Origin of the sequence: Streptomyces cirratus, assembly GCF_014650775.1 — a bacterium.
GTDB classification, from domain to species: Bacteria; Actinomycetota; Actinomycetes; order Streptomycetales; family Streptomycetaceae; genus Streptomyces; species Streptomyces cirratus.
Window position 1 is genome coordinate 952816 of record NZ_BMVP01000001.1, and the last position, 25371, is coordinate 978186.

Annotated in this window: 25 protein-coding genes; 5 read left to right on the top strand and 20 right to left on the bottom strand. The window is 73.0% G+C overall.

The genetic code is table 11. The annotated features are described in order from the left end of the window. Nucleotides 1–99 precede the first annotated feature (99 nt). The 8 genes from IE207_RS04305 to IE207_RS04340 all read right to left on the bottom strand — a co-directional run bounded on the left by IE207_RS04305 (nt 100) and on the right by IE207_RS04340 (nt 8187). Nucleotides 100–897 (bottom strand): ABC transporter permease, encoded by a 798-nt coding sequence (locus tag IE207_RS04305; RefSeq protein ID WP_190182602.1) that lies wholly within the window; start codon nt 895–897, stop codon nt 100–102. Beyond that, on the bottom strand, nt 884–1927 hold the full coding sequence (locus tag IE207_RS04310; RefSeq protein ID WP_190182603.1) for a 2-aminoethylphosphonate ABC transporter permease subunit: 1044 nt from the start codon (nt 1925–1927) through the stop codon (nt 884–886). Before IE207_RS04310 ends, IE207_RS04305 begins: the two co-directional genes overlap by 14 nt. Then, nucleotides 1920–2969, bottom strand: a complete 1050-nt coding sequence (locus IE207_RS04315) for an ABC transporter ATP-binding protein (protein WP_190182604.1) — start codon at nt 2967–2969, stop codon at nt 1920–1922. Before IE207_RS04315 ends, IE207_RS04310 begins: the two co-directional genes overlap by 8 nt. Then, a complete protein-coding gene (locus tag IE207_RS04320) occupies nt 2966–3700 on the bottom strand; it encodes a phosphonatase-like hydrolase (protein ID WP_190182792.1) in 735 nt (244 codons plus the stop codon). The genes IE207_RS04315 and IE207_RS04320 overlap by 4 nt, the downstream gene beginning before the upstream one ends. A gap of 68 nt (nt 3701–3768) precedes the next feature. Next, nucleotides 3769–4890, bottom strand: a complete 1122-nt coding sequence (locus tag IE207_RS04325) for a TIGR03364 family FAD-dependent oxidoreductase (protein WP_190182605.1) — start codon at nt 4888–4890, stop codon at nt 3769–3771. A gap of 146 nt (nt 4891–5036) precedes the next feature. Next, nucleotides 5037–5807 (bottom strand): GntR family transcriptional regulator, encoded by a 771-nt coding sequence (locus IE207_RS04330; RefSeq protein ID WP_190182606.1) that lies wholly within the window; start codon nt 5805–5807, stop codon nt 5037–5039. 29 nt (nt 5808–5836) lie between these two features. Then, nucleotides 5837–6637, bottom strand: coding sequence for a hypothetical protein (locus IE207_RS04335; protein ID WP_190182607.1), 801 nt, complete (start codon nt 6635–6637; stop codon nt 5837–5839). Nucleotides 6638–7122: 485 nt separating this feature from the next. After that, nucleotides 7123–8187, bottom strand: a complete 1065-nt coding sequence (locus IE207_RS04340) for an ROK family transcriptional regulator (protein WP_190182608.1) — start codon at nt 8185–8187, stop codon at nt 7123–7125. A gap of 50 nt (nt 8188–8237) precedes the next feature. On the opposite strand from IE207_RS04340, the gene IE207_RS04345 reads away from it, so the two are divergent. Continuing rightward, a complete protein-coding gene (locus IE207_RS04345; protein ID WP_190182609.1) occupies nt 8238–9350 on the top strand; it encodes a Gfo/Idh/MocA family oxidoreductase in 1113 nt (370 codons plus the stop codon). Between the two features lie 260 nt (nt 9351–9610). Here IE207_RS04345 and IE207_RS04350 read toward each other — a convergent pair whose 3' ends face one another. The 4 genes from IE207_RS04350 to IE207_RS04365 all read right to left on the bottom strand — a co-directional run bounded on the left by IE207_RS04350 (nt 9611) and on the right by IE207_RS04365 (nt 12684). Further along, nucleotides 9611–10471, bottom strand: a complete 861-nt coding sequence (locus IE207_RS04350; protein WP_190182610.1) for a fumarylacetoacetate hydrolase family protein — start codon at nt 10469–10471, stop codon at nt 9611–9613. 146 nt (nt 10472–10617) lie between these two features. After that, nucleotides 10618–11334 carry a membrane protein insertase YidC gene (locus IE207_RS04355; RefSeq protein WP_190182611.1) on the bottom strand — a complete coding sequence of 239 codons (717 nt, stop codon included), beginning with the start codon at nt 11332–11334 and terminating at the stop codon, nt 10618–10620. A gap of 147 nt (nt 11335–11481) precedes the next feature. Continuing rightward, on the bottom strand, nt 11482–11775 hold the full coding sequence (locus IE207_RS04360) for a DUF6412 domain-containing protein (protein WP_190182793.1): 294 nt from the start codon (nt 11773–11775) through the stop codon (nt 11482–11484). Nucleotides 11776–11853: 78 nt separating this feature from the next. After that, nucleotides 11854–12684 carry a class E sortase gene (locus IE207_RS04365; RefSeq protein ID WP_190182612.1) on the bottom strand — a complete coding sequence of 277 codons (831 nt, stop codon included), beginning with the start codon at nt 12682–12684 and terminating at the stop codon, nt 11854–11856. A 44-nt stretch (nt 12685–12728) separates the two neighbouring features. Between IE207_RS04365 and IE207_RS04370 the strand changes: the two genes are divergently transcribed. Continuing rightward, nucleotides 12729–13733, top strand: a complete 1005-nt coding sequence (locus IE207_RS04370; protein WP_190182613.1) for a DUF8829 domain-containing protein — start codon at nt 12729–12731, stop codon at nt 13731–13733. Here the strand turns inward: IE207_RS04370 and IE207_RS04375 are convergent, their stop codons facing one another. The 3 genes from IE207_RS04375 to IE207_RS04385 all read right to left on the bottom strand — a co-directional run bounded on the left by IE207_RS04375 (nt 13734) and on the right by IE207_RS04385 (nt 16537). After that, nucleotides 13734–14870 (bottom strand): MrcB family domain-containing protein, encoded by a 1137-nt coding sequence (locus IE207_RS04375; protein ID WP_190182614.1) that lies wholly within the window; start codon nt 14868–14870, stop codon nt 13734–13736. 88 nt (nt 14871–14958) lie between these two features. Then, nucleotides 14959–15960, bottom strand: a complete 1002-nt coding sequence (locus IE207_RS04380; protein ID WP_190182615.1) for a hypothetical protein — start codon at nt 15958–15960, stop codon at nt 14959–14961. Nucleotides 15961–16000: 40 nt separating this feature from the next. Beyond that, a complete protein-coding gene (locus IE207_RS04385) occupies nt 16001–16537 on the bottom strand; it encodes a GNAT family N-acetyltransferase (RefSeq protein ID WP_229873306.1) in 537 nt (178 codons plus the stop codon). 187 nt (nt 16538–16724) lie between these two features. Here IE207_RS04385 and IE207_RS04390 point away from each other — a divergent pair, with 187 nt between their 5' ends. Then, complete coding sequence (locus IE207_RS04390; protein WP_190182617.1) at nt 16725–16901, top strand: hypothetical protein; 177 nt, start codon at nt 16725–16727, stop codon at nt 16899–16901. A 60-nt stretch (nt 16902–16961) separates the two neighbouring features. Continuing rightward, nucleotides 16962–17264 carry a hypothetical protein gene (locus IE207_RS04395; protein ID WP_190182618.1) on the top strand — a complete coding sequence of 101 codons (303 nt, stop codon included), beginning with the start codon at nt 16962–16964 and terminating at the stop codon, nt 17262–17264. Nucleotides 17265–17553: 289 nt separating this feature from the next. On the opposite strand, the gene IE207_RS04400 is transcribed toward IE207_RS04395, so the two are convergent. The 5 genes from IE207_RS04400 to IE207_RS04420 form a co-directional block, all read right to left on the bottom strand. Next, nucleotides 17554–18918 carry a DUF445 domain-containing protein gene (locus tag IE207_RS04400; RefSeq protein ID WP_373304662.1) on the bottom strand — a complete coding sequence of 455 codons (1365 nt, stop codon included), beginning with the start codon at nt 18916–18918 and terminating at the stop codon, nt 17554–17556. Nucleotides 18919–19026: 108 nt separating this feature from the next. Continuing rightward, nucleotides 19027–19851 carry a DUF1707 SHOCT-like domain-containing protein gene (locus IE207_RS04405; RefSeq protein ID WP_190182620.1) on the bottom strand — a complete coding sequence of 275 codons (825 nt, stop codon included), beginning with the start codon at nt 19849–19851 and terminating at the stop codon, nt 19027–19029. An 80-nt stretch (nt 19852–19931) separates the two neighbouring features. Then, on the bottom strand, nt 19932–20900 hold the full coding sequence (locus IE207_RS04410; protein WP_190182621.1) for an ABC transporter ATP-binding protein: 969 nt from the start codon (nt 20898–20900) through the stop codon (nt 19932–19934). Between the two features lie 9 nt (nt 20901–20909). Further along, the gene (locus IE207_RS04415; RefSeq protein WP_373304663.1) at nt 20910–21797 is read right to left on the bottom strand and encodes an ABC transporter permease; all 888 of its coding nucleotides are present in this window, start codon (nt 21795–21797) and stop codon (nt 20910–20912) included. Further along, the gene (locus IE207_RS04420) at nt 21790–22614 is read right to left on the bottom strand and encodes an ABC transporter permease (protein ID WP_190182622.1); all 825 of its coding nucleotides are present in this window, start codon (nt 22612–22614) and stop codon (nt 21790–21792) included. The genes IE207_RS04415 and IE207_RS04420 overlap by 8 nt, the downstream gene beginning before the upstream one ends. A gap of 260 nt (nt 22615–22874) precedes the next feature. Here IE207_RS04420 and IE207_RS04425 point away from each other — a divergent pair, with 260 nt between their 5' ends. Next, nucleotides 22875–25364, top strand: coding sequence for a transglycosylase domain-containing protein (locus tag IE207_RS04425; protein WP_373304664.1), 2490 nt, complete (start codon nt 22875–22877; stop codon nt 25362–25364). The last annotated feature ends 7 nt before the right edge of the window (nt 25365–25371 follow it).

Sequence of the window (25371 nt, forward strand, 5' to 3'; positions counted from 1 at the left end):
GGAACTTCCTTACGGGGAAAGGGAGTCTGCGGGGGACGGGGTCGGGCGGGGGCTGGGGCCGGGGACGGGGACGGGGTCGGGCGGGGCCGGGGCGGGGATTCAGCGGTAGGACGCCTTGGTGCGGACGCGGGAGACGGCCAGCAGGACCAGCAGGGTGGCGCCCATGAGGACCACCGCGATCGCGGAGCCGCTGAACAGCGAACCCCGGTCGGTGGCGGTGAAGATCCGGACCGGGAGGGGCATCCAGTCCGGCGGGTAGAGCATCATCGTGGCGCTCAGCTCGCCCATGGACAGGGCGAAGCAGAGCCCGGCGGCCGCTGTCAGGGACGGCAGCAGCAACGGGAACTTGACCCGCCACAGGACGTACGAGGGGCGGGCGCCCAGAGAGGCCGCCGCCTGCTCGTACGCGGGATCGAGACGGACGATGGCGGCCGAAAGGGACTGGTAGGCGAACGCCGTCACAAGAACCGTGTGCGCCAGGACGACGATGGAGCTCGTGCCGTTGAGCAGCAGCGGGGGCTTGCTGAACGCGACGAGCACGGCCAGGCCCACGACGACGGACGGCACGGCCACCGGCAGCATGAACAGGCCGTCCATGGTCCGCTTCCCGCGCTTCCTGAGGCTCGCGGCGGCCAGTGCCGCCCAGCTGCCGACCATGAGCGCGACGAGGCTCGCGACGAGAGCGGTGACCAGGGAGGCCGTAAGGGCCTGGAGCGATTCACCCTGGACGGCGGAGGCGTAGTTCCGGGTGGTCGGGCCGGAGGGGAAGGCGCCGGACCAGTGGGTCGCGAAGGAGGCGGCCACCACGACGAGCAGCGGCAGCGCGAAGAGGGGGAGGAAGAGGGCGCCGAACAGCGCCCAGGCCGCCCAGCGGCCGGTCCTGCTATGCACCAGCACGCTTGCCCACCACCCGGTAGAGGCCGAACAGGCCGACGGATACGGCGACGTTGACGACGGCGACCACGCAGGCGCCCGCGTAGTCGGATTCGAGGATCGCCTTGCCGTAGATGAGCATCGGGAGCGTGGTGACGTCCTTGGCGCCGGTGAACAGGACGATCCCGAACTCGTTGAGACACATGACGAGGACGAGGCTGCCGCCGGCGGCGAGGGCCGGCAGGGCCTCGGGGAGGATCACCTTGCGGATGATCCGGGCGGGCCTCGCGCCGAGCGAGGAGGCCACCTCCAGCTGGGCGGTGTCCAGTTGGGAGAAGGCGGCGAGCAGTGGGCGCATCACGAACGGCGTGAAGTAGGTGATCTCTGCCAGCAGGACTCCCCAGGGGGTGGTGAGGAAGCGGAACGGGCCGTCCGGGGTGGAGAAGGCATCGCGCCACAGTTCGTTCGCCATGCCGGCGGTGCCGTAGACGAAGAGGAGGGCGAGGGTGATGAGGAAGGAGGGGAAGGAGAGGAAGACGTCGATGAACTTGGCGACCGCCTTGGCCCCGGGGAAGGGCACGAAAGCGATGACCAGCGCGAGGACGAAGCCGAGGAGGAGGCAGCCGACGGTGGCGCCGGCGGCGAGCCACACGGTGGTGCCGAGCGCTTCGCGGAAGGCGGTGGAGGCGAAGACGGAGGAGTAGGCGTCGAGGGCGCCGCCGCCGTTGTCGGGGGTGAAGGACTGCCGGACGACCAGGGCGAGGGGGTACAGGAAGGCCGGCGCGAGCGCGGCGAGCGGCGGCAGCGACCACACCCAGGCGGGCACCGCGCGCGCCTGCCGGGGCCGGGGCCGGGGGGTGCCGGGGCGCTCCGCCCCCCGGTCCGCGCCGGACGGCTGGGCGGGGACGGGTACGGCCGGGGTCGGGGCGGATGCCGGGGGCGGGGCCGGGGTCGGTACGGTCGGGGCCGGGGCCGGGGCCGGGGCCGGGGCCGGCTGCGGGGCCGGGGCCGGCTGCGGGGAGGGCTGGGGGCGGCTGTCCGTGGCCTCAGGCACCGGACACTCCCGCCGAGAGCAGCACCGCGTCCCGGGGCTCGAAGTGCAGGGTCACCTCGTCGCCCAGCGCCGGGGTCTCCCGTAGCTCGGGCAGGTCCGCCTTGACCCGGTGGCCGTCGACGTCGACGTACAGCCGGTGTGTCGAACCCCGCCACTGCACCTCGGTGATCTTGCCGCGCAGCGCGTTCGGCCCCTCGCCCAGGGCGAGCAGGTGCGGCCGTACGCACAGCGTGGCCCCCGCGCCGGGTGCGGCCAGGCCCCGGTCCAGCTCCAGCGCGTGCCCCTCGAAGACCGCCCCGCCCTCGGCCACGGTCACCGGGAGCAGGTTGGCGTTGCCGACGAACGCGGCGGTGAACTCCGTACCCGGCGCCCGGTACAGCTGCTGCGGGGTGCCGCAGTCCTGGAGCCGGGCCCGGTCCATGACCGCGATCCGGTCGGCGAGGGTCAGCGCCTCGACCTGGTCGTGGGTGACGTAGAGGATCGAGACGTCCGGCAACTCGCGGTGCAGCCGGGCCAGTTCGGCGAGCATTCCGGAACGCAGCTGCGCGTCGAGCGCGGACAGCGGCTCGTCCAGCAGCAGGACGCCGGGGCGGATGGCGAGGGCGCGGGCGATGGCCACGCGCTGCTGCTGGCCGCCGGAGAGCTCGCGCGGGTAGCGGGCGGCATAGGAGGCCATCCCCGTCATCTCCAGGGCCTCGGCGACCCGCCCGGGTATCTCGGCCTTGGACGCCTTCTGCGCCTTGAGGCCGAAAGCGACGTTCTGCTCGACCCGCATGTGCGGGAACAGCGCGTACTGCTGGACGACCATGCCGATGCCGCGCTTGTGCGGCGGCAGGCCGGTGACGTCCCGGCCGCCGATCAGCACCCGCCCGGCGACGGGCCGCACGAAGCCGGCGACCGCGCGCAGGGCGGTGGTCTTGCCCGAGCCGGAGGGGCCCAGCAGCGCCATCACCTCGCCCGGCTCGACGGTGAGGTCGAGCCGGTCCAGGACGGTCGTGCCGTGGTAGGCGACCGAGACCGAGTCGAAGCGGATGCCGCTCACGCCGACTCCGCCAGCAGGGCCGGGAGTTCGGCGACGGAGCCGAGGACGTGGGTCGCGCCGTTGGCGGTCAGTGCCTCGCGGCCGTGGGCGCCGGTGAGGACGCCGGCCACGATCCCGGCGCCGGCGCGGACACCGCTGAGCATGTCGTACGCCGTGTCGCCCACGACCACCGCGTCCCGCACGTCGGCCACCGCGCCCGTGCGCAGGAAGGCGGCCAGCACCATGTCGGGGTAGGGACGGCCCCGGCCGCCGGCGTCGGCCGGGCAGAGGGTGAGGTCGGCCAGCTCGCGCCAGCCGAGTGCGTCGAGGATGGCGTCCTGGGTGACGCGGGCGAAGCCGGTGGTCAGCACGACGGTGCGGCCGTCGACGCGGAGCTTCTCGATGGTCTCGCGGGCGCCGGGGACGGGGGCGATGAGGCCGCCGTCGACGAGTTCCCCGTAAGCCTCCTCGAAGGCGGTGTTGGCGCGCACGGCGAGGTCCTCCGTACCGAAGAGGTGACGGAAGACGGAGATCTTCGACTCGCCCATGGTGTCGCGGACGTACTGGAGCTTGGCGGTGTGGTCGGCGCTGCCGGGCTCGACGCCGAGGCGTTCGGCGGCACGTTCGAAGGCGCGCTCGACGAGGCCGCCGTCGGAGACGGTGGTGCCGGCCATGTCGAGGACGACCAGGTTGCGGGCCCGGGCTCCGGTGGGGGTGTTCGCGTCTGCCACGCCGGTGTCGGTGTCTGCCATGCCGGTGCCGGTGTCCGTCGCGTGGGTGTCGGTGTCCGTCACGTGGGTGTTCGTGTCTGTCATGTCGCTTACCAGCCCAGTTCGTTCGCGGTGGTCTCGGCTATCGCGGGCGAGCAGGTCATGCCGCGCCCGCCGGGTCCGGTCACCAGCCAGACGCCGTCGGCGACCTGCTGGCGGTGGACCACGCGGGTGGTGTCGGTGCACTGCGCGTACACGCCCGCCCACCGGCGTCGGATCCTGGGCAGCGGGCGGCCCAGGAAGGACTCGACCACCTCGGTGAGGTGTTCGTACGGGTCCTCGACGGTGTCGAACGCGAACGGGTGCTCGTACTCGTGGGTGTCACCGATGGTCAGTCCGCCGTCGTGGCGCTGGACCATGAGCAGCTGCATCTTGTGCGCGGCGGCGACCGGCGTCTGCGCCTGTCCGGCGCTCAGGGCGTCGAGGGCCTCCGAGCGGTACGCGGGGTAGTAGCGGAAACTGTCGGCGTCCGCGACCGAGGTGGTCAGCGGCTCGCCGAGCGGGGCGGTCTGCATCATCTGGAGCCGGACGCGGCGTACGGGCAGGTCGGGGACCAGCTCGCGGACCAGGCCGGACAGCCAGGCGCCGGTGGCGAGGACGACGGCGTCGCCGCGGTAGACATCACCGTGGTCGTCGCGTACCGCTCCGGTCCCGACGACCTCGCGCACCTCGCGTCCGGGGAGGAAGGTGTAACGGCCGGTGGCGCGCAGGGCGTCGCGCAGGTGGGGCTGCGCGGTGCGCGGTTCCACGGCCGCGTCCCGCTCGCACCACAGGGCGGCCTCGAAGGTGCCGCGCAGCGCCGGGTTGATCGCCCGGGCCTCCTCGGCGGTGACCAGCTCGTATCCGCGGGCGGCGGCGTCGGGACGGGCCACGGCCGCTTCGGCGACCGCGAGTTCACGGGGGTTGCGGACGGGGGTGAGGGAGCCGATGGCGCGGAAGCCCAGGCCGGGCACCCGTGCGCCGATCCGCTCCCAGAGTTCGCGGGCGCGCAGGGCGGTGTCGAGCTCCTCGCCCCCGGCCCGTCCGCTGATCCAGATCTGGCCGAAATTGCGCAGGGACGCGCCGCGGGCCTCCGCCTCCCGTTCGATCTGGACCACCTCGTGGCCGCGTTCGACTGCTTGCCAGGCGTGCATGGTGCCGACCACGCCGCCTCCGACGACTATGACTCTCACGCCGTCCACGGTGGGCGCGGGCCGTGGCCCGGAGGGGTCGGCGTGGTGGAGGGGCGGTGAACATGCCTCGACGTTTGGACTAGACCCGTTATCTTTCTGTGACAACACTACGTCCCTTTCGGTCGCTCTGGTGCGGATTACGGAGGCTACTCGGGACGCAGCCGGGTCGTGAAGCTGAACCGGTCGCCACGGTAGAGCGAACGCACCCGCTCAAGCGGGCGGCCGTCCTGGTCCCGGGAGAAGCGGTGGATGAGCAGCATGGGCAGAGCTGGCGGGGTGCCGATCAGCAGGGCTTCGCGGGGGGTGGCGAGGACCGTCTCCAGCTTCTCGTCGGCGTCGCCGAACGAGATGCCGAGGCGGTCGCGGAGGTACTCGTAGAAGGACGAGTCCGGCTGGAAATCGCTGTCGAGGCGGGGCGCGCGGGCGACGCGCAGGTACGTGCTCTCCAGGCCGACGCGCTCGTCGTCGGCGAGCAGGACGCGCTCCAGGTGCCAGACGGGTTCACCGGCCTCGGCGCCGATGCCGCGGGCCAGCTCGGGCGGGCAGGGGAACCGCTCCAGGCCGATGAGGTGACGGCCCGGGCGGCGGCCTTGGCGGCGTACGCCCTCGGTGTAGCTCGCGAGGGACAGCGGCTGCTCCAGCTTGGGCCCGGCGACGACGGTCCCGCGGCCGGAGCGGCGCAGCCGGCCCTCCAGCAGCAGCTCGCGCAAGGCCTGGCGGACGGTCTCGCGGGAGACCTCGTACTGCTCGGCGAGATCACGCTCGGTGGGCAGCAGGCCACCCTCCCCGAGTTCTTCGACCAGGACGGAGACACGGGCCTTGACCGCGTAGTACTTGGGGATGCGCCCGTGCTCGGGGATGCCGGACCGCACGGCCTGTCCGGGGCGGTGGGGCTGGCTCTGACTGGGATGTTCCACCCTCGGACTGTACGCGGGACAGGTGTACGTCAGTCCGCGGCGCGGGCCCGCAGCCGGCGGGCGCCGAGCAGCAGGCCGCCGCCGGTGGCGAGGGTGGCGACGGCGGCCGCGGCGGACACCCAGGGGCGGGGACCGGTGTGCGCGAGCGAGCCCGCCTCGCCGGCTTCGTCCTCGGGCCCCTCGACGGAGAACCGGTAGCCGCCCGCCTCGCCGACCCAGTCCCCGTCGTCGCCCTTGCGCTGGACGACTGCGGCGTCGGCGAGGACCTCGCCGTGCGGGGCGTCGGGGGCGAAGGCGAGCGAGACGCGGACGGTACGGGAGCCGCCGGCGCCGATGGCGAACCCGGAGAAGGCTTCACCGCCGCCGCCGCCAACGCCACCGCCACCGCCACCGCCACCGCCGCCTCCGTCGAACACGGCGATGATCTCGTCGCGGTCGCTGCGTTCCAGGGTGACGGGGCGGGGGCCGCCGGATGTCTCGAAGTCCATCCGGAGGTGGGAGGGGCGCAGGGTGCGGGCCTTGTCGGTGAAGACCACGACGGGGTGGATGGCGGTGCACTCGCCGGCGGTGGTGTTGGTCAGGTCCAGGTACCAGGTCTGGGCGCCGTCGCCGGTGCGGTACACGGCCGGACCGCCGCGGATGCGGGCTCCGATGGGGAAGGCGCTGCTCTTGGCGTCCCCGCAGGTGGCCTTCGCGCGGGAGGGCAGCGCGGGCGCGGGGCGCGCCCCGCCGCCGTTGCCGATGTCGGCGCTGGCGGTGCCGGGCGCGAGGAGGGAGAGGAACGCGGCGGCCAGCAGGGCGGGAGGGGCAAGGGCTTCGCGCAGTCGCATGGAGGGCCTTCGCAGCTCGCCGGACGGAAACGGTGATGACGATGATCAGACGAGGCGACAATCACCCCGCCCCCGCACTCTCCCACGGCCCACCCCGCCCCCCGCCCATCCGCGCGGACGGCCCCCGCCTTTACGCCTGATCGGACGCGGCCCCACCCCCGGCCCCAAACCCGGGACCACCCCGCGCAACGGCACCGGGGAGTCTGAGGCGCGGGTACAGGAACCGGCCTCGCGGGGGCACCTCCCAGCGGCAGCCGGGGGAATTCGAGGCGCGGGGCCTGGAGCGGAGCCCCGCAAAGCCCGGAGCAGCCGGGACCCCCACGCAACGGCGCCGCACCCAACCACCCACACCAGCCGAATCCGACCTCGTGGGAGCACCTCCCAGCGGCAGCCGGGGGAATTCGAGGCGCGGGGCCTGGAGCGGAGCCCCACAAAGCCCGGCGCAGCCGAGACCGCCCCGCGCGACGGCGCCGCAGGGCGCCCCGTCAAACCCCCCGATCGAACACCGGCCCCAGCACCAATTCCGCCGCCCCCTCCGCCACCCCCACCCCGGCCACGGCCACGGCCACCGCCACCCCGGCCCGCCTCACCAGCACCGCCCCGACCCCCTCCACGAACGCCCCCGGCTCCGCCTCCACCACCCTCCCGCCCAGCACCACCCGCTCCACGTCCAGCAGCGCGACCACGTTCGCCGCCCCCTCCCCCAGCACGCGCGCCGCCCCCGCCACATCCCCCCGCGCGAGCGCCGACAGACACAGCGCCTCCACGCACCCCCGCCCCCCGCACCGGCACGGCGGTCCGTCCAGCTCCAGCACCTGGTGCCCGAACTCCCCCGCCAGCGAGCGCGGCCCCCGGAACACCGCACCGTCCAGCCGAAGCCCCGCCCCCACCCCGGTCCCGACGTGCACGTAGACGCAGCTCGCGCCGCTCCCGCCCGCCGCCGCAACCCCCGCGTTGGTGTCCTTGTCCACCACCACCGGCACCCCCGCCCCCAGCCGCCCCGCCAGCACCTGCCGTAGCGGGAACCCCTCCCACTCCGGGAACCCCGTGACCCGCCCCAGTACCCCGTCCCGCCAGTCCAGCGGACCCGGCGCCGCGACGCCCACCCCGAGCAGCGGCGCCCCCGCCCCGCCCGCCTCGCGGACCCGCGCGACCGCCCGTAGCACGGCGTCGACCGCCGCCACCGGCCCCGCCGCGAAGTCCAGCGGCCCGCGCCACCGCGCGACAACGCCCCCCGCCAGGTCGACCCGTACGGCCGTCAGCTCGTCGCGGTCCAGGTGCACCCCCACCGCTGACCGCGCTGCCGGGACCAGCCGCAGCAGGGTCCGCGGCTTGCCGCCCGTCGACGCGCCCCGGCCGGCCTCCGCCACCAGGCCCTCCGCCGCGAGCCGCGCCGTGATCTTGCTGACGGCCTGCGGGGTGAGCCCGGTACCGTCGGCGAGGTCGGCGCGGCCCAGCCCGCCCGGTCCGGCCCCCCGCAACAACCCCAGGAGCAGCGCCTCGTTGTGCCCCCGCACCACGGGCAGGTTGACCCCGTTGCCCCGATTCACCCCGCCGCCTCTCCTTGCACTTACGCAACACTGTTGCCAAAGTATGACCCATGCCCCTGAACGCCACCTCCCCCCTCCGCGTCGGACTCGTCGGCTACGGACTGGCCGGTTCCGTCTTCCACGCCCCCCTCGTGACCGCCACCGAAGGACTCACCCTCGACGCGGTCGTCACCTCCGACCCCGGCCGCCAGGCCCAGGCGCGCGAGGAGTATCCCGGCGTCCGGATCGTCGGCTCCGCCGCCGCGCTCTGGGACGGCTCGGACGGAGCGGACCCCGTCGACCTCGTCGTCATCGCCTCCCCCAACAAGACGCACGTCCCGCTGGCCACGGCCGCCCTCACCGCCGGCGTCCCCGTCGTCGTGGACAAGCCGCTGGCCGCCACCGCCGCCGAGGCGGAGGAACTCGCCGCGCTCGCCGAGCGGACCGGCACCTTCTTGTCCGTCTTCCAGAACCGCCGCTGGGACAACGACTTCCTCACCGTGCGCCGACTCATGGCCGACGGCGAACTCGGCGACGTCCAGCGCTTCGAGTCCCGCTTCGAGCGCTGGCGGCCGCAGCTCAAGGGCGGATGGCGGGAGTCCGGGGCGCCGGAGGAGATCGGCGGACTGCTGTACGACCTCGGCAGCCACGTCGTCGACCAGGCGCTGGTGCTCTTCGGCCCGGCCGTACGGGTCTACGCGGAGACGGACGTGCGCCGCGCGGGCGCGGAGGCCGACGACGACACCTTCATCGCGATCACGCACGCCGGCGGGGTCCGCTCGCACCTGTACGTCAGCGCGACCACCGCCCAGCTCGGTCCGCGCTTCCGCGTGCTCGGCTCGCGTGCCGGCTACGTCAAGTACGGCCTCGACCCGCAGGAGGCCGCGCTGCGCGAGGGGCTGCGGCCGGGCGGGGACGGCCAGGAGTGGGGCGTGGAGCCCGAGCACCTGTGGGGCCGGCTGGGCGCGGGGGAATCCCCGCTGACCGGCGGCGGGACCCCGGTGCCGACCGTGCCGGGCGACTACCCGGCGTACTACGCGGCGGTGGCCGCGGCACTGCGCGAGGGCGGGCCGGCTCCGGTGACGGCACGTGAGGCGGCGCACTGCCTGGCGGTCCTGGAAGCGGCCCGCCGGTCGTCGCGCGACGGCGTCACGGTGACACTCGCCCCCGGCGACGCGGCGTAGAGCGGCCGGCCATTCCCGGCGCGGCACTCAGAGCGCGGCACCCCGGGCGGCCACTCCGGCCGGGCACTCTGGCCGGACACTCGGGGACGGCACTCCGTCGCGGCACCTGAGGCGCGGCCGGCCGCCGGCCACTTGGGCAGGCCGGCCGAGGGGCCACCGGGGCGGCGGGGCGACCGGGAGCGCAGGCAGCCGGGAGGGGCGGGCCGCCCCCCGGGGGTCCGCCCGCTCCCGGCCGTCCTGCCTTCCCGGCCGCCGGCTCGTTACGCGCCCTTGAACTCCTGGCGCTGACGCCCGAGGCCGTCGATCTCGACCTCCACCACGTCACCGGTGCGCAGGTACGGTTTGGGCTCCGGCTGGCCCATGGCCACGCCCGCCGGGGTACCCGTGACGATGACGTCGCCGGGGTACAGGGTCATGAACTGGCTCAGGTACCGCACGACCTCGCCGACCGGGAACACCTGGTCCGAGGTGTTCCCGTCCTGCTTGAGCTCGCCGTTGACCCAGAGGCGGACGCCGAGCGCCTGCGGGTCCGGGATGTCGTCGGCCGTGACCAGCCAGGGGCCGAGCGGGGTGAAGGTCTCGCAGTTCTTGCCCTTGTCCCAGGTGCCGCCGCGCTCTATCTGAAACTCGCGCTCCGAGACGTCGTTGACCACCGTGTACCCGCCCACGTGCGCCAGGCCTTCCTCTGCGGAAGCCAGGTAGCGGGCGGTGGCGCCGATGACGACGCCGAGCTCGGCCTCCCAGTCCGTCTTCACGCTGCCGCGCGGGATGAGGACCGTGTCGTCCGGGCCCACTACCGTGTCCGCCGCCTTGAGGAACAGGATCGGCTCGGCCGGCGGCTCGGCGCCGATCTCGGCGGCGTGCCCGAAGTAGTTCAGGCCGATGCCCACGACCTTGCCGACGCGGCCGATCGGAGAGCCCACGCGCAGCCCTTCGGCGTCGAGCGCCGGGAGTGCCCCGGGCACCGCGGCCGCGTCCCGTACCCGGGACAGCACGGAGTCGTCGGCGAGGAGCGCGCCGTCCACATCCGTGATCAGGCCGGACAGGTCCCGCAGGGTTCCGTCCTGGTCGAGCAGCGCGGGGCGCTCCGACCCGACGGGTCCGACACGCAGCAGCTTCATGGGCATTCTCCCGTGGTCGAGGGTGGTCGGCCCATGGGCATGCCCCGGGCCGGACGATGGGTTGCGGCCATCGGAGGATTGGCCGATCCTCCAAGATGTCCGGCCAATCTGCAAGACCCTGTTCACGGACTGGAACGCCACCCTCCTCAGCCGCGCGCCGTGCCCCGCTGGAGCCAGGCCCGCTCGGCGACCGACCAGGCGGTGGTCGTCAGCAGGTAGAGCCCGGCGGCGAGCGGCACCACGGCGGCGGTGACCAGCGTTCCGAACGACAGCTGGGGCAGTACGCCGCTCACCTTCCGCATCGCCGCCTCCTGCTCGGCGGTCAGCACCCCCGCACCCCCGCGCCCGGCGCCCCCGGCCTTCACCCCGGCCCCGGCCCCCGCCCCGGAAGCAGCCAGGACCGCGGCCCGACCAGCCCCCGCGCCCGCCGCTTCGACCGAGGCGGCAAGCGCCGCCCGGCGCCCCCGGACCGAGCTCCAGGCCGCCACCGCCGCGATGGCCGCGAACAGCCCGAGGAACACCAGCCCCGGCGCCCCGAAGACGCCGCCCTCCCCGAGCGCGTCGGCCCAGCGGCCCCCGAGGGGCGCGGCGAACAGCCGGTGACCCAGCAGCTCGTTGGCCGCCCCGCCGACCTCCGCCGAGGAGAACCCGCGGTACATCACGTAGAACACCGGCACCTGCAACAGCGCCGGCAAGCAGCCGGCCATCGGCGTCCCGCCACGCACGGCCGCCCGGCTGAGCGGGTGCAGCGCCAGGCGTACGAGCACGGTGAACAGCACGATCGCCACAGCGGTCGCGGACTCGGCCAGTACCGGCTCCAACAGCCGGCCCAGCTCGGCAACAAGGTGGGTGAAAACGGACACGCGGGCCCTCCGAAGGGTCTCGTCGAACGTCGAAAGAGATGCATTTCGGCGTGACGACCCGCGAGGGGCGACGACATGATCAGTGAGCGGAAAACGGTGCCACGGCCAGGGCCGACCTGCGGCCCCGCCCTGATGTACTGCGCGCCCCTACGCGGCCGTCGGGACGAGGCGGCCGGGAGCCCGGGGCCGCGACCGGCCCGAGGCGTCGGGATCGCGCTGCGGCAGGAACGCCGTGCGCTGCTCGCGATCACGGATCGCGGTGCGTATTCGGTGCGGCGGTACGGGACGCACCCGGCTCGCCGCCAAAGCGGCGGCGGCCACCGCGAGGGCGGCCGCGAGGGCGACCACCACGCCGGCCAGCCCGTTCTCCCCGAGCAACAGCCCGAGGAGGCCTCCGAGCAGCAGCAGGGTCAGCAACAGCTCTGCAAAACGCCCGACCATGCCGCCCACCCCCCTCTGCTCACGCACACGAACTACTGTACTGACACAACGGCCCGCCCCACGCCGCAGTTCCCGCGATCACCTTTTCAAGGTCCCCCACACCACCAGCCGGTACTTGGAGGTGTACTCGGGCGTGCAGGTGGTGAGCGTGACGTACGCACCGGGCGCGCTGTAGCCGTACTCCGGCTTCACCACGCTGCGCGGCACCGGTGCCACGACGCCCGTGTCCCGCTCGGTGGTCTCCGGCAGGATCTGCCCCACCACGTAGGTGTACCTCTGCCCCCGCACGTCGACCGTCACCTCGTCCCCCGCCCTGAGCCGGTTCAGGTACCGGAACGGCTCCCCGTGCGTGTTGCGGTGCCCGGCCAGCGCGAAGTTCCCCTCCGCACCGGGCTGCGCGGTTCCCGGGTAGTGCCCGGCGTACCCCTTGTCCAGGACGGCCTTCTTGTCGATCCCCTGCGCGACGGGCACGACGAGCCCGAGGCGCGGGATGCGCAGCACGGCGTACGACTGGTCCCGCACGGGCGCCCGGCCCGCAGGCCCCGAAGACGGCCCCGCCCCCGCCTCGGCCGCCGCAGGCGCGACCGACCGCCCGGCCTCGGGCTCGGCCTCAGGCTTCGACTCCGGCTCGGTCCCTGACTGGGGCTGTGGTTCCGCCACGGGCGGGATCCCTCCCGCCGGCGCCTCCTCCCACCCCCGCTCCAGCGCCCGGACCTCCTCCCGCGCGCCCGCCGAGGCCTGCCGGTTGGTCCACCACACCTCGTGCACCACCAGCAGCAACACCACCACCCCCACCGTGACGGCCAGTTCGGCGGCGGCCCACAGCACCCCCGCGAGACCGGCCCGGCGCCCCCGCCGGCCGCTCCCCTGCACCACCACAGGTATGTGATCCCGCACGGGCGGCACCATAAGACCTCCCCCGTCAACTGACCAGCGGCAGTACGGTGTGAACCATGCGCCCCGACACGCCTGCCGAGCACATCGCCGAAGCCGAGCGCCTCATCCGCACGGCGACCCGCTACCCCGAGGACCAGGAGCCCTTGCTCCTCCAGGCCGCGGCCCACCTCGAACTGGCCGACGAACGGGAACGGGCAAGCGCGCTCTACGACCGGCTCCTCGCCTCCGAACCCGACGACCCCCACCTGATCAAGGCGCTCCAGGCCTCGAACCTGTGGGAGTACGGCCACGAGGCCGAGGCCCGCGCCCTGATCCAGGGCATCCGTACGGCGGCCCCCGCGGACCCGGCCCCCTGGGAGGTCATCGCGGAAGCCCTGGAGAACCACGACGAGTTGACCGCCTCGGAGGAGTGCTTCACCCAGGCGGCGACCCTCCTGATCCCGGAGAACGCCCCCCTCACCCGGGCCACCACCGCCCTCCTCACGGGCCGCCACCGCGTCCGGCGCCTCCTCGGGCGCCCGCACGACGACTGGGACATGGTCGCCGACACCCGCCACATCGGCCCGATCCCGCTGGACGAGCTCCACGACCCGAAGCGCATCTGGGCCCTGGGCTCCGACGACCCGGCCGAGCTCCGCGCCGAGATCGCCCGCCTGCGCGCCGAACTGGGCGACCGCCGCGCCGCCCTCTCCCGCCCCTTCCCGGTGGCGCTCCTCCACTGGCCCGAGCGCGAACTGGCCGAGCTCCTCACGAGCTACCCGACGCTCGCGGCGGAGTACCCCTCGCACGCGCAGCACCTGGAGCAGATCGAATCCTCGCTCCGCGCCCTTGCCGCCTCGGGCACCACGAACCTCGGCATCGTCACCGCGAGCGTCCCTTCGTACGAGGCCTTCGCGGCCTCCGAGAAAACCTCCCCGGCCTCCCCCAGCCTCCTGGCGGAATACGCCACCACCCTCGCCGCCCGCGGCAAAGCCACCCCCTGGCCCCCCTCCCCCACCTCCCCCTGCTGGTGCACCTCGGGCAAGCCCTACCCGGAATGCCACGGCGAACCCCAGCGCTGATCAGTCGACCAACCCCCAGGCGGCGGCTGTGGACGTCCCTTCCCAGCCGTCGCCGGTCTGCCACATCGCTGCAATGCCCTGATCTTCGAGGTAGGCACCGTAGGCGCCGATCGACTCGGAGAACAGCGCGACGAGGTGGGGTGGCGTGAGGTTCTTCTCGCGGTAGAGGAAGTAGCTGTACTCGCGGAGTTGACCGACCGCTTCACGCACGGCAGTGGTTGTCTTGCCGTTTCGTACGACCTTCACCTCGACGAGCCACTCGGGCTTTCCGGGCGCGTGCGACGCCCCGTCACCCTGTCGAAGGATCACATCCTTCGGATGGATGGACAGGTTCACCGGCGTGTAGTCGCGCGTCTTGATGTATGCACCGAACTCTTCGATCAGCGCCTCGTGCTTCTTGCTCTTCAACTGCTGGTGAGCAGCGATGTTCGCGATGTACTCACCGCTGTCTCGGGGCTTGAAGCCCGAAGGCGAAGGTACGGCCCGCTTGCTCTTCTTCTGCTGTTCCGGCGCGTCCGAGACCTCCTGATCGTCATCGTCGTCGTCCTCCTCTCTTGCAGCTCGCCAGGCAGTGTCCGCGGCAGCCGCACGCTGGAGGAGGTTCACGGCTACCCGCAGATCCTGCTGCAGTTGTCCGTCCGTAGGAAGGTCATCGATCTCGTAGCGCCGAGCCGCCACGCTTGCCGCTTCATACGCCTCGGGACGTTCCCCAGGCCCCAACGACGGTCGGTGCTTCCACTCTTCGGCCACGGCGGACGGGAGGGAGCCGTAGAGTCGCTGCGCTTGCCTCTCGAGGTGGGTGAGACGAGGCCGCCTCTGCTTGATCTTCTGCATGAGGTCGGTAACCCCCTGCTGCACAGTGAGGGTTACCGACGTGAGATCGGTGCTGAAGATGTAGGCGAGGTACAGGCCGCTCTTGGGATCAGTGTTGATCTCCGGGTCGAAGAGGCCGATCCAGGGCGCGGCCGCAGCGGTCCCGTTACCACCGAAGCCGGCAACGCGCAGGCCGTCCGTTGATCCAAGGTCCGTGCGCTTGGACACTCGGCGCAGAACCTCCTGGCCGGGCACCCCGGCACGCGTACCAGCCTTCGAGTCGTACGTCCCAGCGACCTCAAGAAGCAAATCCCGCATCGTCATGGCAAGACGCTAGGCGCAGATCGAACCAAGTCAATCCTGTTCGATCACATGGCGTCGGTAACTGGCCAGCGGGTGGCGCCGATGCGCGTTACCTCTCGTCACGGAAGAGGGAGAGCTGTTGGTGGCCGCGGGCGGAGGCTGTTGGGGGGTGGGGGCGGGGGGTGGTGAGGGTGAGGAGGGCGCGAAGGGCGGCGATGACTTCGGTGGGGGTGTCGCGGATCATGGAGGGGGTGGCGCTGACCACCAGGATGCCGTGGGACTCCAGGCGCAGGCGGCGGCGGAGGGTGGCGTGCCAGGCGTCGCGGGTGTAGTGGTACTCGGCCGAGTCGATCTCCAGGGCCACGCCCTCGTCGGGCCAGTAGGCGTCCGGGCTGGCCAGGAAGGTGCCGTCCGGGGTGTAGAGGCGGGCGTTCCACAGCGGGGTGGGGAGGTCGGTCGCCGTGAGGGTGTCGCGGGCCCGGGCTTCGGCCACCGAGCGGACGCCGGCCAGGAGTTCCGAGGCCGCCGAGCGGATCGCGGGGCGGCCCAGGAGGCGGGAGGCCCGCAGTTCGGCGTGCAGGTCGTGCGGGTGGCACCAGCCGGCCTGGACGACGTGGGCCAGGGTCGAGCGGATGCGGTCGGGGTCGTCGGCGCGGGCGGCGAAGTCGGCGGCCGCGCGGACCGGCCGGGTGCTCGGGATGCCGCGGACGGTGATGGTGCGCGGCCAGCGGGAGGTGGTCAGCGGGCGGACCTCGGGGGTGGCGGTGAGCCGGCGCGGGGCGCGGATCAGGACGTCGGCCGGGGTGTACGGGGCCTCGCGGATGCCGAGCAGGGCGAGCGCGGCGCCGCCGGTGAGGGCGGCCGTGTCGCCCGAGAGGGGGTCGGCGGTGGGCTCGGCGGCGTACAGGACGGCGGCGAGGGCGCGTTGACGGTGGTCGGGGGGACCGGTCTGGAGGAGGTAGACCCGGGGCAGTAAGCGTTGCCAGGGGCCGCCCGGGCGGGTGCGTGAGGTGATCGTGCCGTCGGGTACTCCGGCGGCGGTGGTGAGTTGGTGCCGGGTGGCCATGTTGAGCTGGCGCCGGGCCAGCCGCTGGGGCGTCGTGGTGATCATGGCGCGGGTTATGCCCGCCCCCGGAACGCAATACCCCCGGTCAGCGGCTCGGATGGTCCGGGGCCAGGAAGACGATCACGCCGGTCTCGGTGCCGGGGAGGGCGGCGACCTCGTGCCAGCCCAGGCGGCGGTACGTCGCCACCGTGTCCCGGGCCAGCCGCGAGGTCAGCAGCCAGGCGCGGCGGTCCGGGGCGTCGGCGGTGATCTCGGTGAGCAGGGCGCGGCCGGTGCCGCGGCCGCGCGCGTAGGGACGTACGGCGAGTTCGTCTATTTCCAGCGCCCCGATGAGGAGTTCCCGGACCCGGTCGGGTCCGAGCTGCGCCGCGACCTGGCCGTAGGCGCGGTTCTTGGGGAAGGCGGCCGGGGTGAGCCAGCCGGTGGCGAAACCGTCGATGCCGGCCGGGGACTGGGCGAGGGCGGTACGGAACCCACGGCGCCGGGCGTCGGCGGGGAGGCGGCCCGCGAACTGGCGAATGGTTTCTTCGTCTTCGTTCCACGGCGGGGCGGAGAAGACGTCGGCGTAGGCGTCGACCAGTTCGTCCACGAGGTCGAGGACGGCCTGTCCGTAGCAGATCACGATGTCCGGGCTCCTGGGGCGCGTTGGCGGGGATTTTCCCGTTTGTCTTTGGAGAGTGAATTTATGCGGTCCGGGTTCCATGAGCGGCGTATCAGGCGGATCCGGCGAGTGTGCGACAAATCCGACTGCGGCGGCGTGGTGGGGGTGGTGGTGCGTGTCGTGGGGGCCGCGGGTGCGTTGAGGGGTCGTGGACACACTGCTCCGGGCCCTTGGGCGGGCCGCTCTCGCCTTTCTGCTCGTACTCGGGGTCATGGCGCTGCTGCCGGCCGCCGTACGGGAGGCCGTGCCGGAGGGTGTGATCGGCGGGGCGGTACTGGTGCTGGGCGGGGTGGGTGCGCGGCGGGCCGTCAGGCGGGCCCGTTAGCCTCGTGGGGCGTGTGGAGAGGGCCCGTACGGGCACGGCCGGGACGAGTAGGGAGTGGACATGGAGCGGGTACCGACCTCGGTGGTGGCGGCGGCCGGGCTGGTGGGCGGCTACGCGGTGGCGCGCTGGACCAAGAAGCGGCCGCTGGGCGGTGTGGTGCTGGGCGCGGCGGGGATCGCGGCTGGGCGGGAGTGGCACCGGCGCGGTGGCGTGCCGGCGGCGGCCGGGCTCGGGGCGTTGTACCTGGCCGGCTTTGCGGGGGCGCATCCGCTGGCGCGGAAGGTCGGGGCGTGGCCGGCCGTTTTCGGGGCGGCCGGGGTTGTGGCGGGGGCCGCGTGGGTCGTGGCCGACCGGCGGGGGTAGCGCCGGGGGGCGCCAGGGGGCGGCGGCGCCCCGCTGCGCGGGCCCCGGCTGCGCCGGTGTTCTGGGGCTCCGCCCCAGGCCCTGCGCCTCAATCGCCGGCGGGGCTGGTTTTTGGCTGGGGTGGCCGGTCGGTGCGGCGCCGTGCGCGGCCCCGGCTGCGCCGGGCTTCCTGGAGCTCCGCCCCAGACCCGCGCCTCAAACGCCGGCGGGGCTGAGTGTGCCGGACCCCGCGCGCCCCAAGCTCCCCCGGGCAGGGCCCCCACGCAGCCGGGGTGCGATCGGGCTGGATTTACGCCCCCAGCGCCCGGGACACCGTGTAGATCAGAAGGCCCGCCAGGGCGCCCACCACCGTGCCGTTGATGCGGATGAACTGGAGGTCGCGGCCGATGTGGGCCTCGATCTTGCGGGAGGTGTGCTCGGCGTCCCAGGCCGCCACCGTGTCGGTGATCAGCGAGGTGATCTCCGTCCGGTAGGTGGTGACCACGTACACCAGCGCCCCCTCGATCCAGCCCTCCAGCTTGGCCTGGAGCCGGCCGTCGGTCGCCAGCCGGGCGCCCAGGGACATCAGTGACGACCGCACGCGCCGGCGCAGCTCGCTCTGCTCGTCCTCCGCCGCCGCCAGGATCATCGACCGGATTGCGGCCCAAGCCGAGGCGATCACGTCCTGCACCTCGCCCCGCGCGAGGATCTCGGACTTGAGCCGCTCCACCCGCACCCGGGTCCGGGTGTCCGACTGCAAGTCGGCGGCGAAGTCCGTCAGGAACCGGTCCACCGCGCCCCGCGCCGGGTGCTCCGGCATGTCCCGCATCTCCGTCACGAAGCGCAGCAGTTCCTTGTACACCCGCTCGCCCACCTTGCGGTCCACGAAGCGCGGCGTCCAGCCGGGTGCGCCGCCCTGGACCGCGTCCATGACCGAGTCCCCGTGTGTGACGAGCCAGTCGTGGGCCTTGACGCAGATCAGGTCGACGGCGCGGTGGTGACCACCGTCGGCGACGACCTTCTCCAGGGTCTTGCCGATCCCCGGAGCGATCTCCGCGCTCTCGGCCCGTCTCGTGATCGCCTCGCCCACCACGGCCTGGACATCGGAGTCCCGCAGCACGGTCAGGGCGCCGCGCAGGGCCGCCGCCAGTTCGGCCGTGACCCGCTCGGCGTGCGCGGGATCCGCCAGCCAGGAGCCGAGCCGGCCGCCGATACCGAGGGCGTGCAGCCGGGCCCGGACGACCTCCGGGGACAGGAAGTTCTCGCCCACGAACTCGCCCAGCGACACACCCAGCTGGTCCTTCTTCGTCGGGATGATCGCGGTGTGCGGGATGGGCAGCCCCAGGGGCCGCCGGAACAGGGCCGTGACCGCGAACCAGTCCGCGAGCGCGCCGACCATGCCCGCCTCGGCGGCGGCCGCGACGTAACCGGCCCAGCCGCCCGCGCCGGTGTGCTGCGCCCATTTGGCCAGTACGTAGACCAGCGCGACCAGGGTCAGCAGCCCCGTCGCGGTGGTCTTCATCCGGCGCACACCGCGCCGCCGCTCCTCGTCCGCCGCGCTGAACACGAAAGCGCCGCGCCCGACGGCAGCCCCGGACGTCGTGCCGCCCGCTCCCGTGCGCTGGTCCACGTCGGGCTGGTCCACGTCGGGCTGGTCCACGTCGCGTCGGTCCACGTCTTCCACGTGCTCCTGCCTTCCCCCGCGGCCGGTTTTGTCCGCATAGCATCCGACTCCCCGGCGGTCCGAAGAGTTCCCGGCGCGCCCGCGGGCCATGGGAATCCGCTACAGCTCCTTCCGCGGCGGCCGCCCGTCCACCGACTTGCCCCGCTTGGGCCCCTTGGCGCCCTTCGGCTCCTTGACCCGTACCTCGACCCCTCCCATCAGGGCGAGGCCGGTCACCACCACCCGCGGTGCACCCGGCTCGGGCTGCTCCGGGCCCTCGCGGTGGTCGAACGCGCCCATGAACCCGATGCCCCGTACATCGACCTCCACGCCCGGCGGGACGGTGATCTCGATGCCGCCCATCACGGCGATGCAGTTGATCACGACCTCCGGCTCCGCGAAGTTCGCCTCGCGCAGGTCGAGCTCCCCGCCCCCCATCAGCGCGAACGCGTCGAACCGGGCCGGCACCGTCCAGCGGCCCTTGCGCTGGAACCCCGACATGACGGCGATCCCCGTCGACCAGGTGCCCTTGCCCCCGATGCGCTCCGCCCACGCCGACCCGGACCCCGCCCGCGCCACTCCGGACCCCGGCGGCGCCGACGCCAGGGGGGCCTCCGCACCCGCCTGCGGCAGGTCGCGGGTCAGCGGCTCCAGCTCCGCGTACGTGCGCGACTTGTACGCCGCGTCGAGGCGCTCCTCGAACTCCTCCATGTCGAGCCGGCCCTCGGCGACCGCGTCCCGCAGCCGCTCCACCACCCGCTCCCGGTCGGCGTCCGAGGCCCTCAGCTGCGGCAACGCCTCCCCGGCGAGGGGCGGCTTCTCCAAGGACGGCTTCTCCAAGGACGGTTTCTGCGGGGAAGCCTTCTCCGGGGGAGCCTTCTCAAAGGACGGCTCCTGCGGCAACGACCCCTCCGTCAACGGCTTCTCCGGCCGCTCCTCATTCATGGGACCAGACTATGTACTGGGCCGGGGCAGTTGTATGCCTCGGCCCCGTACCGGACCCCGGGACCGACCCTGATTTCCCCCTACCCCCGCCCCGCATACATCCGCGCGATGACCTCCTCGATGTCCGGCTCCCGCACCGACAGGTCCAGCAGCGGGTACCCCGCCGCCACGGCCGCCACCAGCGGCGCCGCCGACGCCTGCGCCGGGAACGCCAGCCACTGCCGCGCCCCCTCCACGCGCACCACCCGCGCCCCCGCCACCTCCAGCGGCGGAAGCTCCCGCTCCAGGTCCACCACCAGCGTCCGCTCGCTCTGCCCCGCCGCCCCCGACGCGTGCAGCCCGCCCAGCGGACCGTCGTACATCAGGCGCCCGTGGTCGATCACCATCACCCGCTCGCACAGCTGCTCGATGTCCTGGAGGTCGTGCGTCGTCAGCAGCACCGTCGTCCCGAGTTCCGCGTTCAGCTGCCGCAGGAAGGCCCGCACCTTCGCCTTGCTCACCACGTCCAGCCCGATCGTCGGCTCGTCCAGGTACAGCACGTCCGGATCGTGCAGCAGCGCCGCCGCGATGTCCCCGCGCATCCGCTGCCCCAGCGACAACTGCCGTACCGGTACCTCCAGCAGCTCCCCCAGGTCCAGCCGCTCCACGCAGCGCTCCAGGTTCGCCCGGTACCTCGCCTCCGGGATCCGGTACATCCGCCGCATCAGCCCGTACGAGTCCTTGAGCGGCAGGTCCCACCACAGCGTCGTGCGCTGCCCGAACACCACCCCCATCCGGTGTGCGAGGCGCATCCGCTCCCGGGCCGGGTCGATGCCCGCGACGCGCAGCCGGCCGGCGCTGGGGGTGAGGATCCCGGTCAGCATCTTGATCGTCGTGGACTTCCCCGCGCCATTGGGCCCGATGTAGCCGACCATCTCCCCCCGGTCCACCGTGAAACCGATCCCGTCCACGGCCCTGACCTGCCGCTTCTCCCGCCGCACCAGCCCCGCCCGGCGCCGGACCGTGAAGACCTTCTCGACGCCGTCCAGCTCGATCAGTACCTCTCCCATGCCCTGTCCTCAGCTCCCCGTGCTCCGGTACGAACGAAGTCCCACGCGCCACGCCAGCGACGCGGGAACGAACACCACGAAGGCCACGAGCGGGCTCAGGAACGCGACCCAGCCCGGCAGCCCCAACGGATCGGGCCGCCCCAGCACGTACAGCGCGGGCAGCCAGTTGACGAACGCCAGCGGGACGACGAAGGTCACCCCGCGCAGCAGCTCCCGCGTGAACACCGTCGGCGGGTACTCCAGCATCGTGCAGCCGCCGTAGGTGAAGGAGTTGACCACCTCCGCCGCGTCCCCGGCCGCGAACTGGAAGGCCGCCCCGGCCACCATCACCGCCGCGAAGATCGCCGCACCCGCCAGCACCATCACCGGCACCAGCAGCACCTTCCCCACGGTCCAGTCCACGTCGAGCACCACGACCGCCCACACCAGCACCCCGGACCCCTGCGCGATCCGCCCGAGCCGGCGAAGCGCGAACCGGTCCGCCGCGACCTGCGCGAGCACCGGGACCGGGCGCACCAGCATGCCGTCCAGCGAGCCGTCACGGATCCGGGTGCCGATCCGGTCGGTGTTGCCGAGCAGCAGGTTGGCCAGGCCCAGCGAGGTCGAGCAGGACCCGTACAGCAGGGCGATCTCGGGGAGCGAGAACCCGCCGAGGGCGTCCACGTGCGTGAACATGATGTAGATCGCGGCGAAGTCGAGGAGGGTGACCGCCGCGTTCCCGACGGTGGCCAGCAGGAAGGACATCCGGTACGTCATGGACGACCGGATCCACATCGCGGCGATCAGCCCGTAGCCGCGCAGCCCCTCCAGCGCGCGGTGGCGTCGGCGCTCCCGTTCCCACACCACGGCCGGCGGCCGCTCCCGCCCGCGCTCCCGCCCGAGCACCGCCTCAGCCACCCTGGACCACCACCTTCCGCGTCGCGGCCGCCTGCATCAGCCGGCCCGCACCCAGCAGCGCCAGCGCCCACCCCGCCTGGAACGCGAACGCCCGTACCGCACCGCCCGCCCCCGCGCCCTCACCCAGCAGGACGTCCATCGGCACCTGGAGCATCGCCGCCCACGGCAGCATCCGCACCACGTCCCCGAACCCGCCCGGGAAGACGGTCAGCGGCAGCAGCATCCCGGAGAAGAAGACCGAGACCAGGCCGGCCATCATGTTGATCCCGGTGCCGTCCATCAGCCAGAACGCCGCCAGCCCCAGCAGGTAGCGCACCGCGAAACTCACCACCAGTGCGAGCACTACGGCCGCCAGGAACAGCAGCCAGCGCAGCGGATCGACGGGCAGCTCCAGCGGGAACGCCAGCGCCCCCGCCAGCACCGGCACCAGTCCGCGCCCCAGCAGCTGGAAGGCCGCCCTGCCCAGGTCGGCCGCGAGCCACCACAGCTGGAGGTCGGCCGGGCGGTACAGGTCGACGGCGATGTCTCCCGTACGGACACGCTCCTGGAACTCCTCCTGGAACCCACCGCCCATGAGTGCGGCGGCGGCCAGCAGCGACTGGCTGACCCAGATGAAGGCCAGCGCCTGCCCCTGGCTGTAGCCGCCGAGGCCGGGCCGCTCGTCCCACAGCGCGACGTAGGTGTACGCGAGGATGAAGCCGAACACGGTGTTGGTGAACACGCCGGCCGCCGTCGCCGCCCCGTAGGTGGCGTAGCGCCGGAACCCGCCGACCGCGACGGCCCCGTAGAGCTGTGAGCGGTGGACCGCGTCCCGCACCACCGCCCTCCGGCGGACGCCCCCGCTCCCCTTACCTGCTTCCGCTTCCGCATCCGCTTCCGCGTCCGGGCTCAGTTGCCGGCTCACCGTATCCCTCCCCTTCCCAGGTCGTTCCTACGTCGGCCAAAGCGCGCGAGCTTAGTGCGGAGGGGCGAGCCACGCGACGGATTTACGTCCGTCCGAAGCACGCACATCGGCCATCAGGTAGACACCATTGGTACAGATGCCGATATGTCGTACACCGTCGAGGAGCCCCGGAGATGAACGACCAGTCACCACCCCCGGGCTGGACCCCTCGCGACCCCGACACCCCGAAGGCGAACACCCCGAAGGCGAACACCGGACCGCCGGCCGGAAGGGCGCCCGGCCCCGGGCCCGACCCGAGGACCGGCCCGACGGCCGGCTCCACGACCGACCCGGAGACCGGGCGGAACCGGAACCGTAAGCGGACCGGGTGGCGCAGGGCCTTCCCCACCTGGCGCATGCTCCTGGCCGGCATCCTGCTCGTCGCCCTGCTGATCGGGGGCGCCCTGATCGCCGGCTACCTGCTGGTCGACATCCCGCCCGCCAACGCCACCGCCACCGCGCAGTCCAACCTCTACCTCTACGCGGACGGCTCCCAGCTCGCCCGCGACGGCGAGGTCAACCGCGTCAACGTCGCACTCTCACAGGTCCCCCGCACGGTCCAGGAGACCGTACTGGCGGCAGAAGACCGGGACTTCTACTCCGAACGGGCGGTGGACCCGAAGGCGATGCTGCGCGCCGCCTGGAACACGCTCGCCGGAAGGGGCACCCAGTCGGGCTCCACCATCACCCAGCAGTACGTCAAGAACTACTACTTGGGCCAGGAGCAGACGGTCAAACGCAAAGCCAAGGAATTCTTCATCGCGATCAAACTCGGTCGCGAGAAGTCAAAGGACTACATCCTTGAGGGATACCTGAACACGAGTTACTTCGGCCGCAACGCCTACGGCATCCAAGCCGCCGCCCAGGCCTACTACGGCAAGGACGTCGGAAGACTCACTACCGCCGAAGGCGCCTACCTCGCCACCCTCCTCAACTCCCCCAGCGCCTTCGACGTCGTCGCCCACCCCCAGAGCCGCGGCCGCGCGCTCGCCCGCTGGAACTACGTCCTCGACGGCATGGTCAAGAAGAACTGGATGACCGCCACCGAACGCGCGGCCGTCCGTTTCCCCGAACCCGGAAAGGTCCGCCCCGCCGCCGGCCTCTCCGGACAGCGCGGTTACCTCGTCGAAGCCGTCAAGGACTACATCGTCGAACACAAGATCGTCGACGACAAGACGCTCTCCGAAGGCGGCTACCGCATCACCACCACCATCGACAAGCGCCGCCAGAACGCCATCGTCGCCGCCACGGACAAGCAGCTGATCGGCAAACTCGACCCGCAGACCCACAAGGCCGACCGGGTCGTCCGGGCCGGCGGCGTCTCCATCGACCCCGCCACCGGCAAGGTCGTCGCCATGTACGGCGGCCTCGACTACACCAAGCAGTACGTCAACAACGCCACCCGGCACGACTACCAAGTCGCCTCCACCTTCAAGCCGTTCGTGTTCGCATCAGCCGTCGACAACGACGCCCGCACCCAGGACGGCCGCCGCATCACCCCCAACACCCTCTACAACGGCGACAACAAGCGCCGCGTCGTCGGGACCCGGATCCCCTACGCGCCCGAGAACGAGGGCCAGCAGTCGTACGGGGACATCACCGTCAACACCGCCACCGACCTGTCCGTCAACACCGTGTTCGCCCAGATGGTCGTCGACGTCGGCACCGAGAAGGTCAAACGGACCGCCATCGCCCTCGGCATCCCCGAGGACACCCCCAACTTCGACCCCGGACCGGCCATGGCGCTCGGCACCCTCCAAGCCAGCGTCCTCGACATGACCCAGGCGTACGCCACCCTCGCCGACCACGGCCGCTACACCCCGTACACCCTCGTGGACAAGATCAGCAAGGGCGACGAGGACGTCCGGCTGCCCGACCGGGCCCCGCGCCAGGCCGTCAGCCGCGAAGCCGCCGACACCACCACCTCCATGCTGGTCAGCGTCGTCGACAACGGCACCGGCACCGCCGCCCTCGCGGCCGGCCGCCCGGCCGCGGGCAAGACCGGCACCGCGGAACTCGACCGCTCCGCCTGGTTCGCCGCCTACACCCCGGACCTCGTGACGGTGGTGTCCGTGATGGGCCAGGACCCGGACACCGGCGCCCTCGAGTCCCTGTACGGGGCACTGGGCGAGGACCGCCTCGGCGGCGGCGGGTACCCGGCCCGGATCTGGGCCCAGTACACGAAGACCGCACTGGCCGGCAGCGACCCCCTCGACTTCGACCTCGAACTCCAGCAGGGCGCCGTCCCCTCCCCGCCGCCCTTCACACCGAACAACCCGGAGCAGCCCCCGGGCACCGCCCCCCTCCCGCCCGTCCCGCCCAGCCGACCGGGCCGCCCCCAACGCCCCACTCCCCCGACGGGCGGACAGGACCAGGGCGGACAGGACGGCGGCGAGACCACAGCGGGCCAGGACACGGGCGGTCGGACGAACGGCGGCCAGAGCGACGCCGGCACCGACAGCGGAACCACCGCCGGAACCACCGCCGGGAACACCAGCGGAAGCACCAGCGGAAGCACCAGCGGTACGGGAACGGGCCCGGGCGGGGCCCTGGCCGGCACCACCGCCGGCGTCCTGGGCGGCACCGGCGCAGGCCGTCGGCCCCCGTCGCGCTACCTGGAGTAGCCCCGCC

What these genes read in the sequence shown, in the direction of transcription:
- IE207_RS04320 (WP_190182792.1), bottom strand. Translation starts at nt 3,700, where the DNA reads ATGGCAGACACCGACACCGGCGTGGCAGACGCGAACACCCCCACCGGA.
- IE207_RS04335 (WP_190182607.1), bottom strand. Translation starts at nt 6,637, where the DNA reads ATGCGACTGCGCGAAGCCCTTGCCCCTCCCGCCCTGCTGGCCGCCGCG.
- IE207_RS04345 (WP_190182609.1), top strand. Translation starts at nt 8,238, where the DNA reads ATGCCCCTGAACGCCACCTCCCCCCTCCGCGTCGGACTCGTCGGCTAC.
- IE207_RS04350 (WP_190182610.1), bottom strand. Translation starts at nt 10,471, where the DNA reads ATGAAGCTGCTGCGTGTCGGACCCGTCGGGTCGGAGCGCCCCGCGCTG.
- IE207_RS04360 (WP_190182793.1), bottom strand. Translation starts at nt 11,775, where the DNA reads ATGGTCGGGCGTTTTGCAGAGCTGTTGCTGACCCTGCTGCTGCTCGGA.
- IE207_RS04365 (WP_190182612.1), bottom strand. Translation starts at nt 12,684, where the DNA reads ATGGTGCCGCCCGTGCGGGATCACATACCTGTGGTGGTGCAGGGGAGC.
- IE207_RS04370 (WP_190182613.1), top strand. Translation starts at nt 12,729, where the DNA reads ATGCGCCCCGACACGCCTGCCGAGCACATCGCCGAAGCCGAGCGCCTC.
- IE207_RS04375 (WP_190182614.1), bottom strand. Translation starts at nt 14,870, where the DNA reads ATGACGATGCGGGATTTGCTTCTTGAGGTCGCTGGGACGTACGACTCG.
- IE207_RS04380 (WP_190182615.1), bottom strand. Translation starts at nt 15,960, where the DNA reads ATGATCACCACGACGCCCCAGCGGCTGGCCCGGCGCCAGCTCAACATG.
- IE207_RS04395 (WP_190182618.1), top strand. Translation starts at nt 16,962, where the DNA reads ATGGAGCGGGTACCGACCTCGGTGGTGGCGGCGGCCGGGCTGGTGGGC.
- IE207_RS04405 (WP_190182620.1), bottom strand. Translation starts at nt 19,851, where the DNA reads ATGAATGAGGAGCGGCCGGAGAAGCCGTTGACGGAGGGGTCGTTGCCG.
- IE207_RS04410 (WP_190182621.1), bottom strand. Translation starts at nt 20,900, where the DNA reads ATGGGAGAGGTACTGATCGAGCTGGACGGCGTCGAGAAGGTCTTCACG.
- IE207_RS04425 (WP_373304664.1), top strand. Translation starts at nt 22,875, where the DNA reads ATGAACGACCAGTCACCACCCCCGGGCTGGACCCCTCGCGACCCCGAC.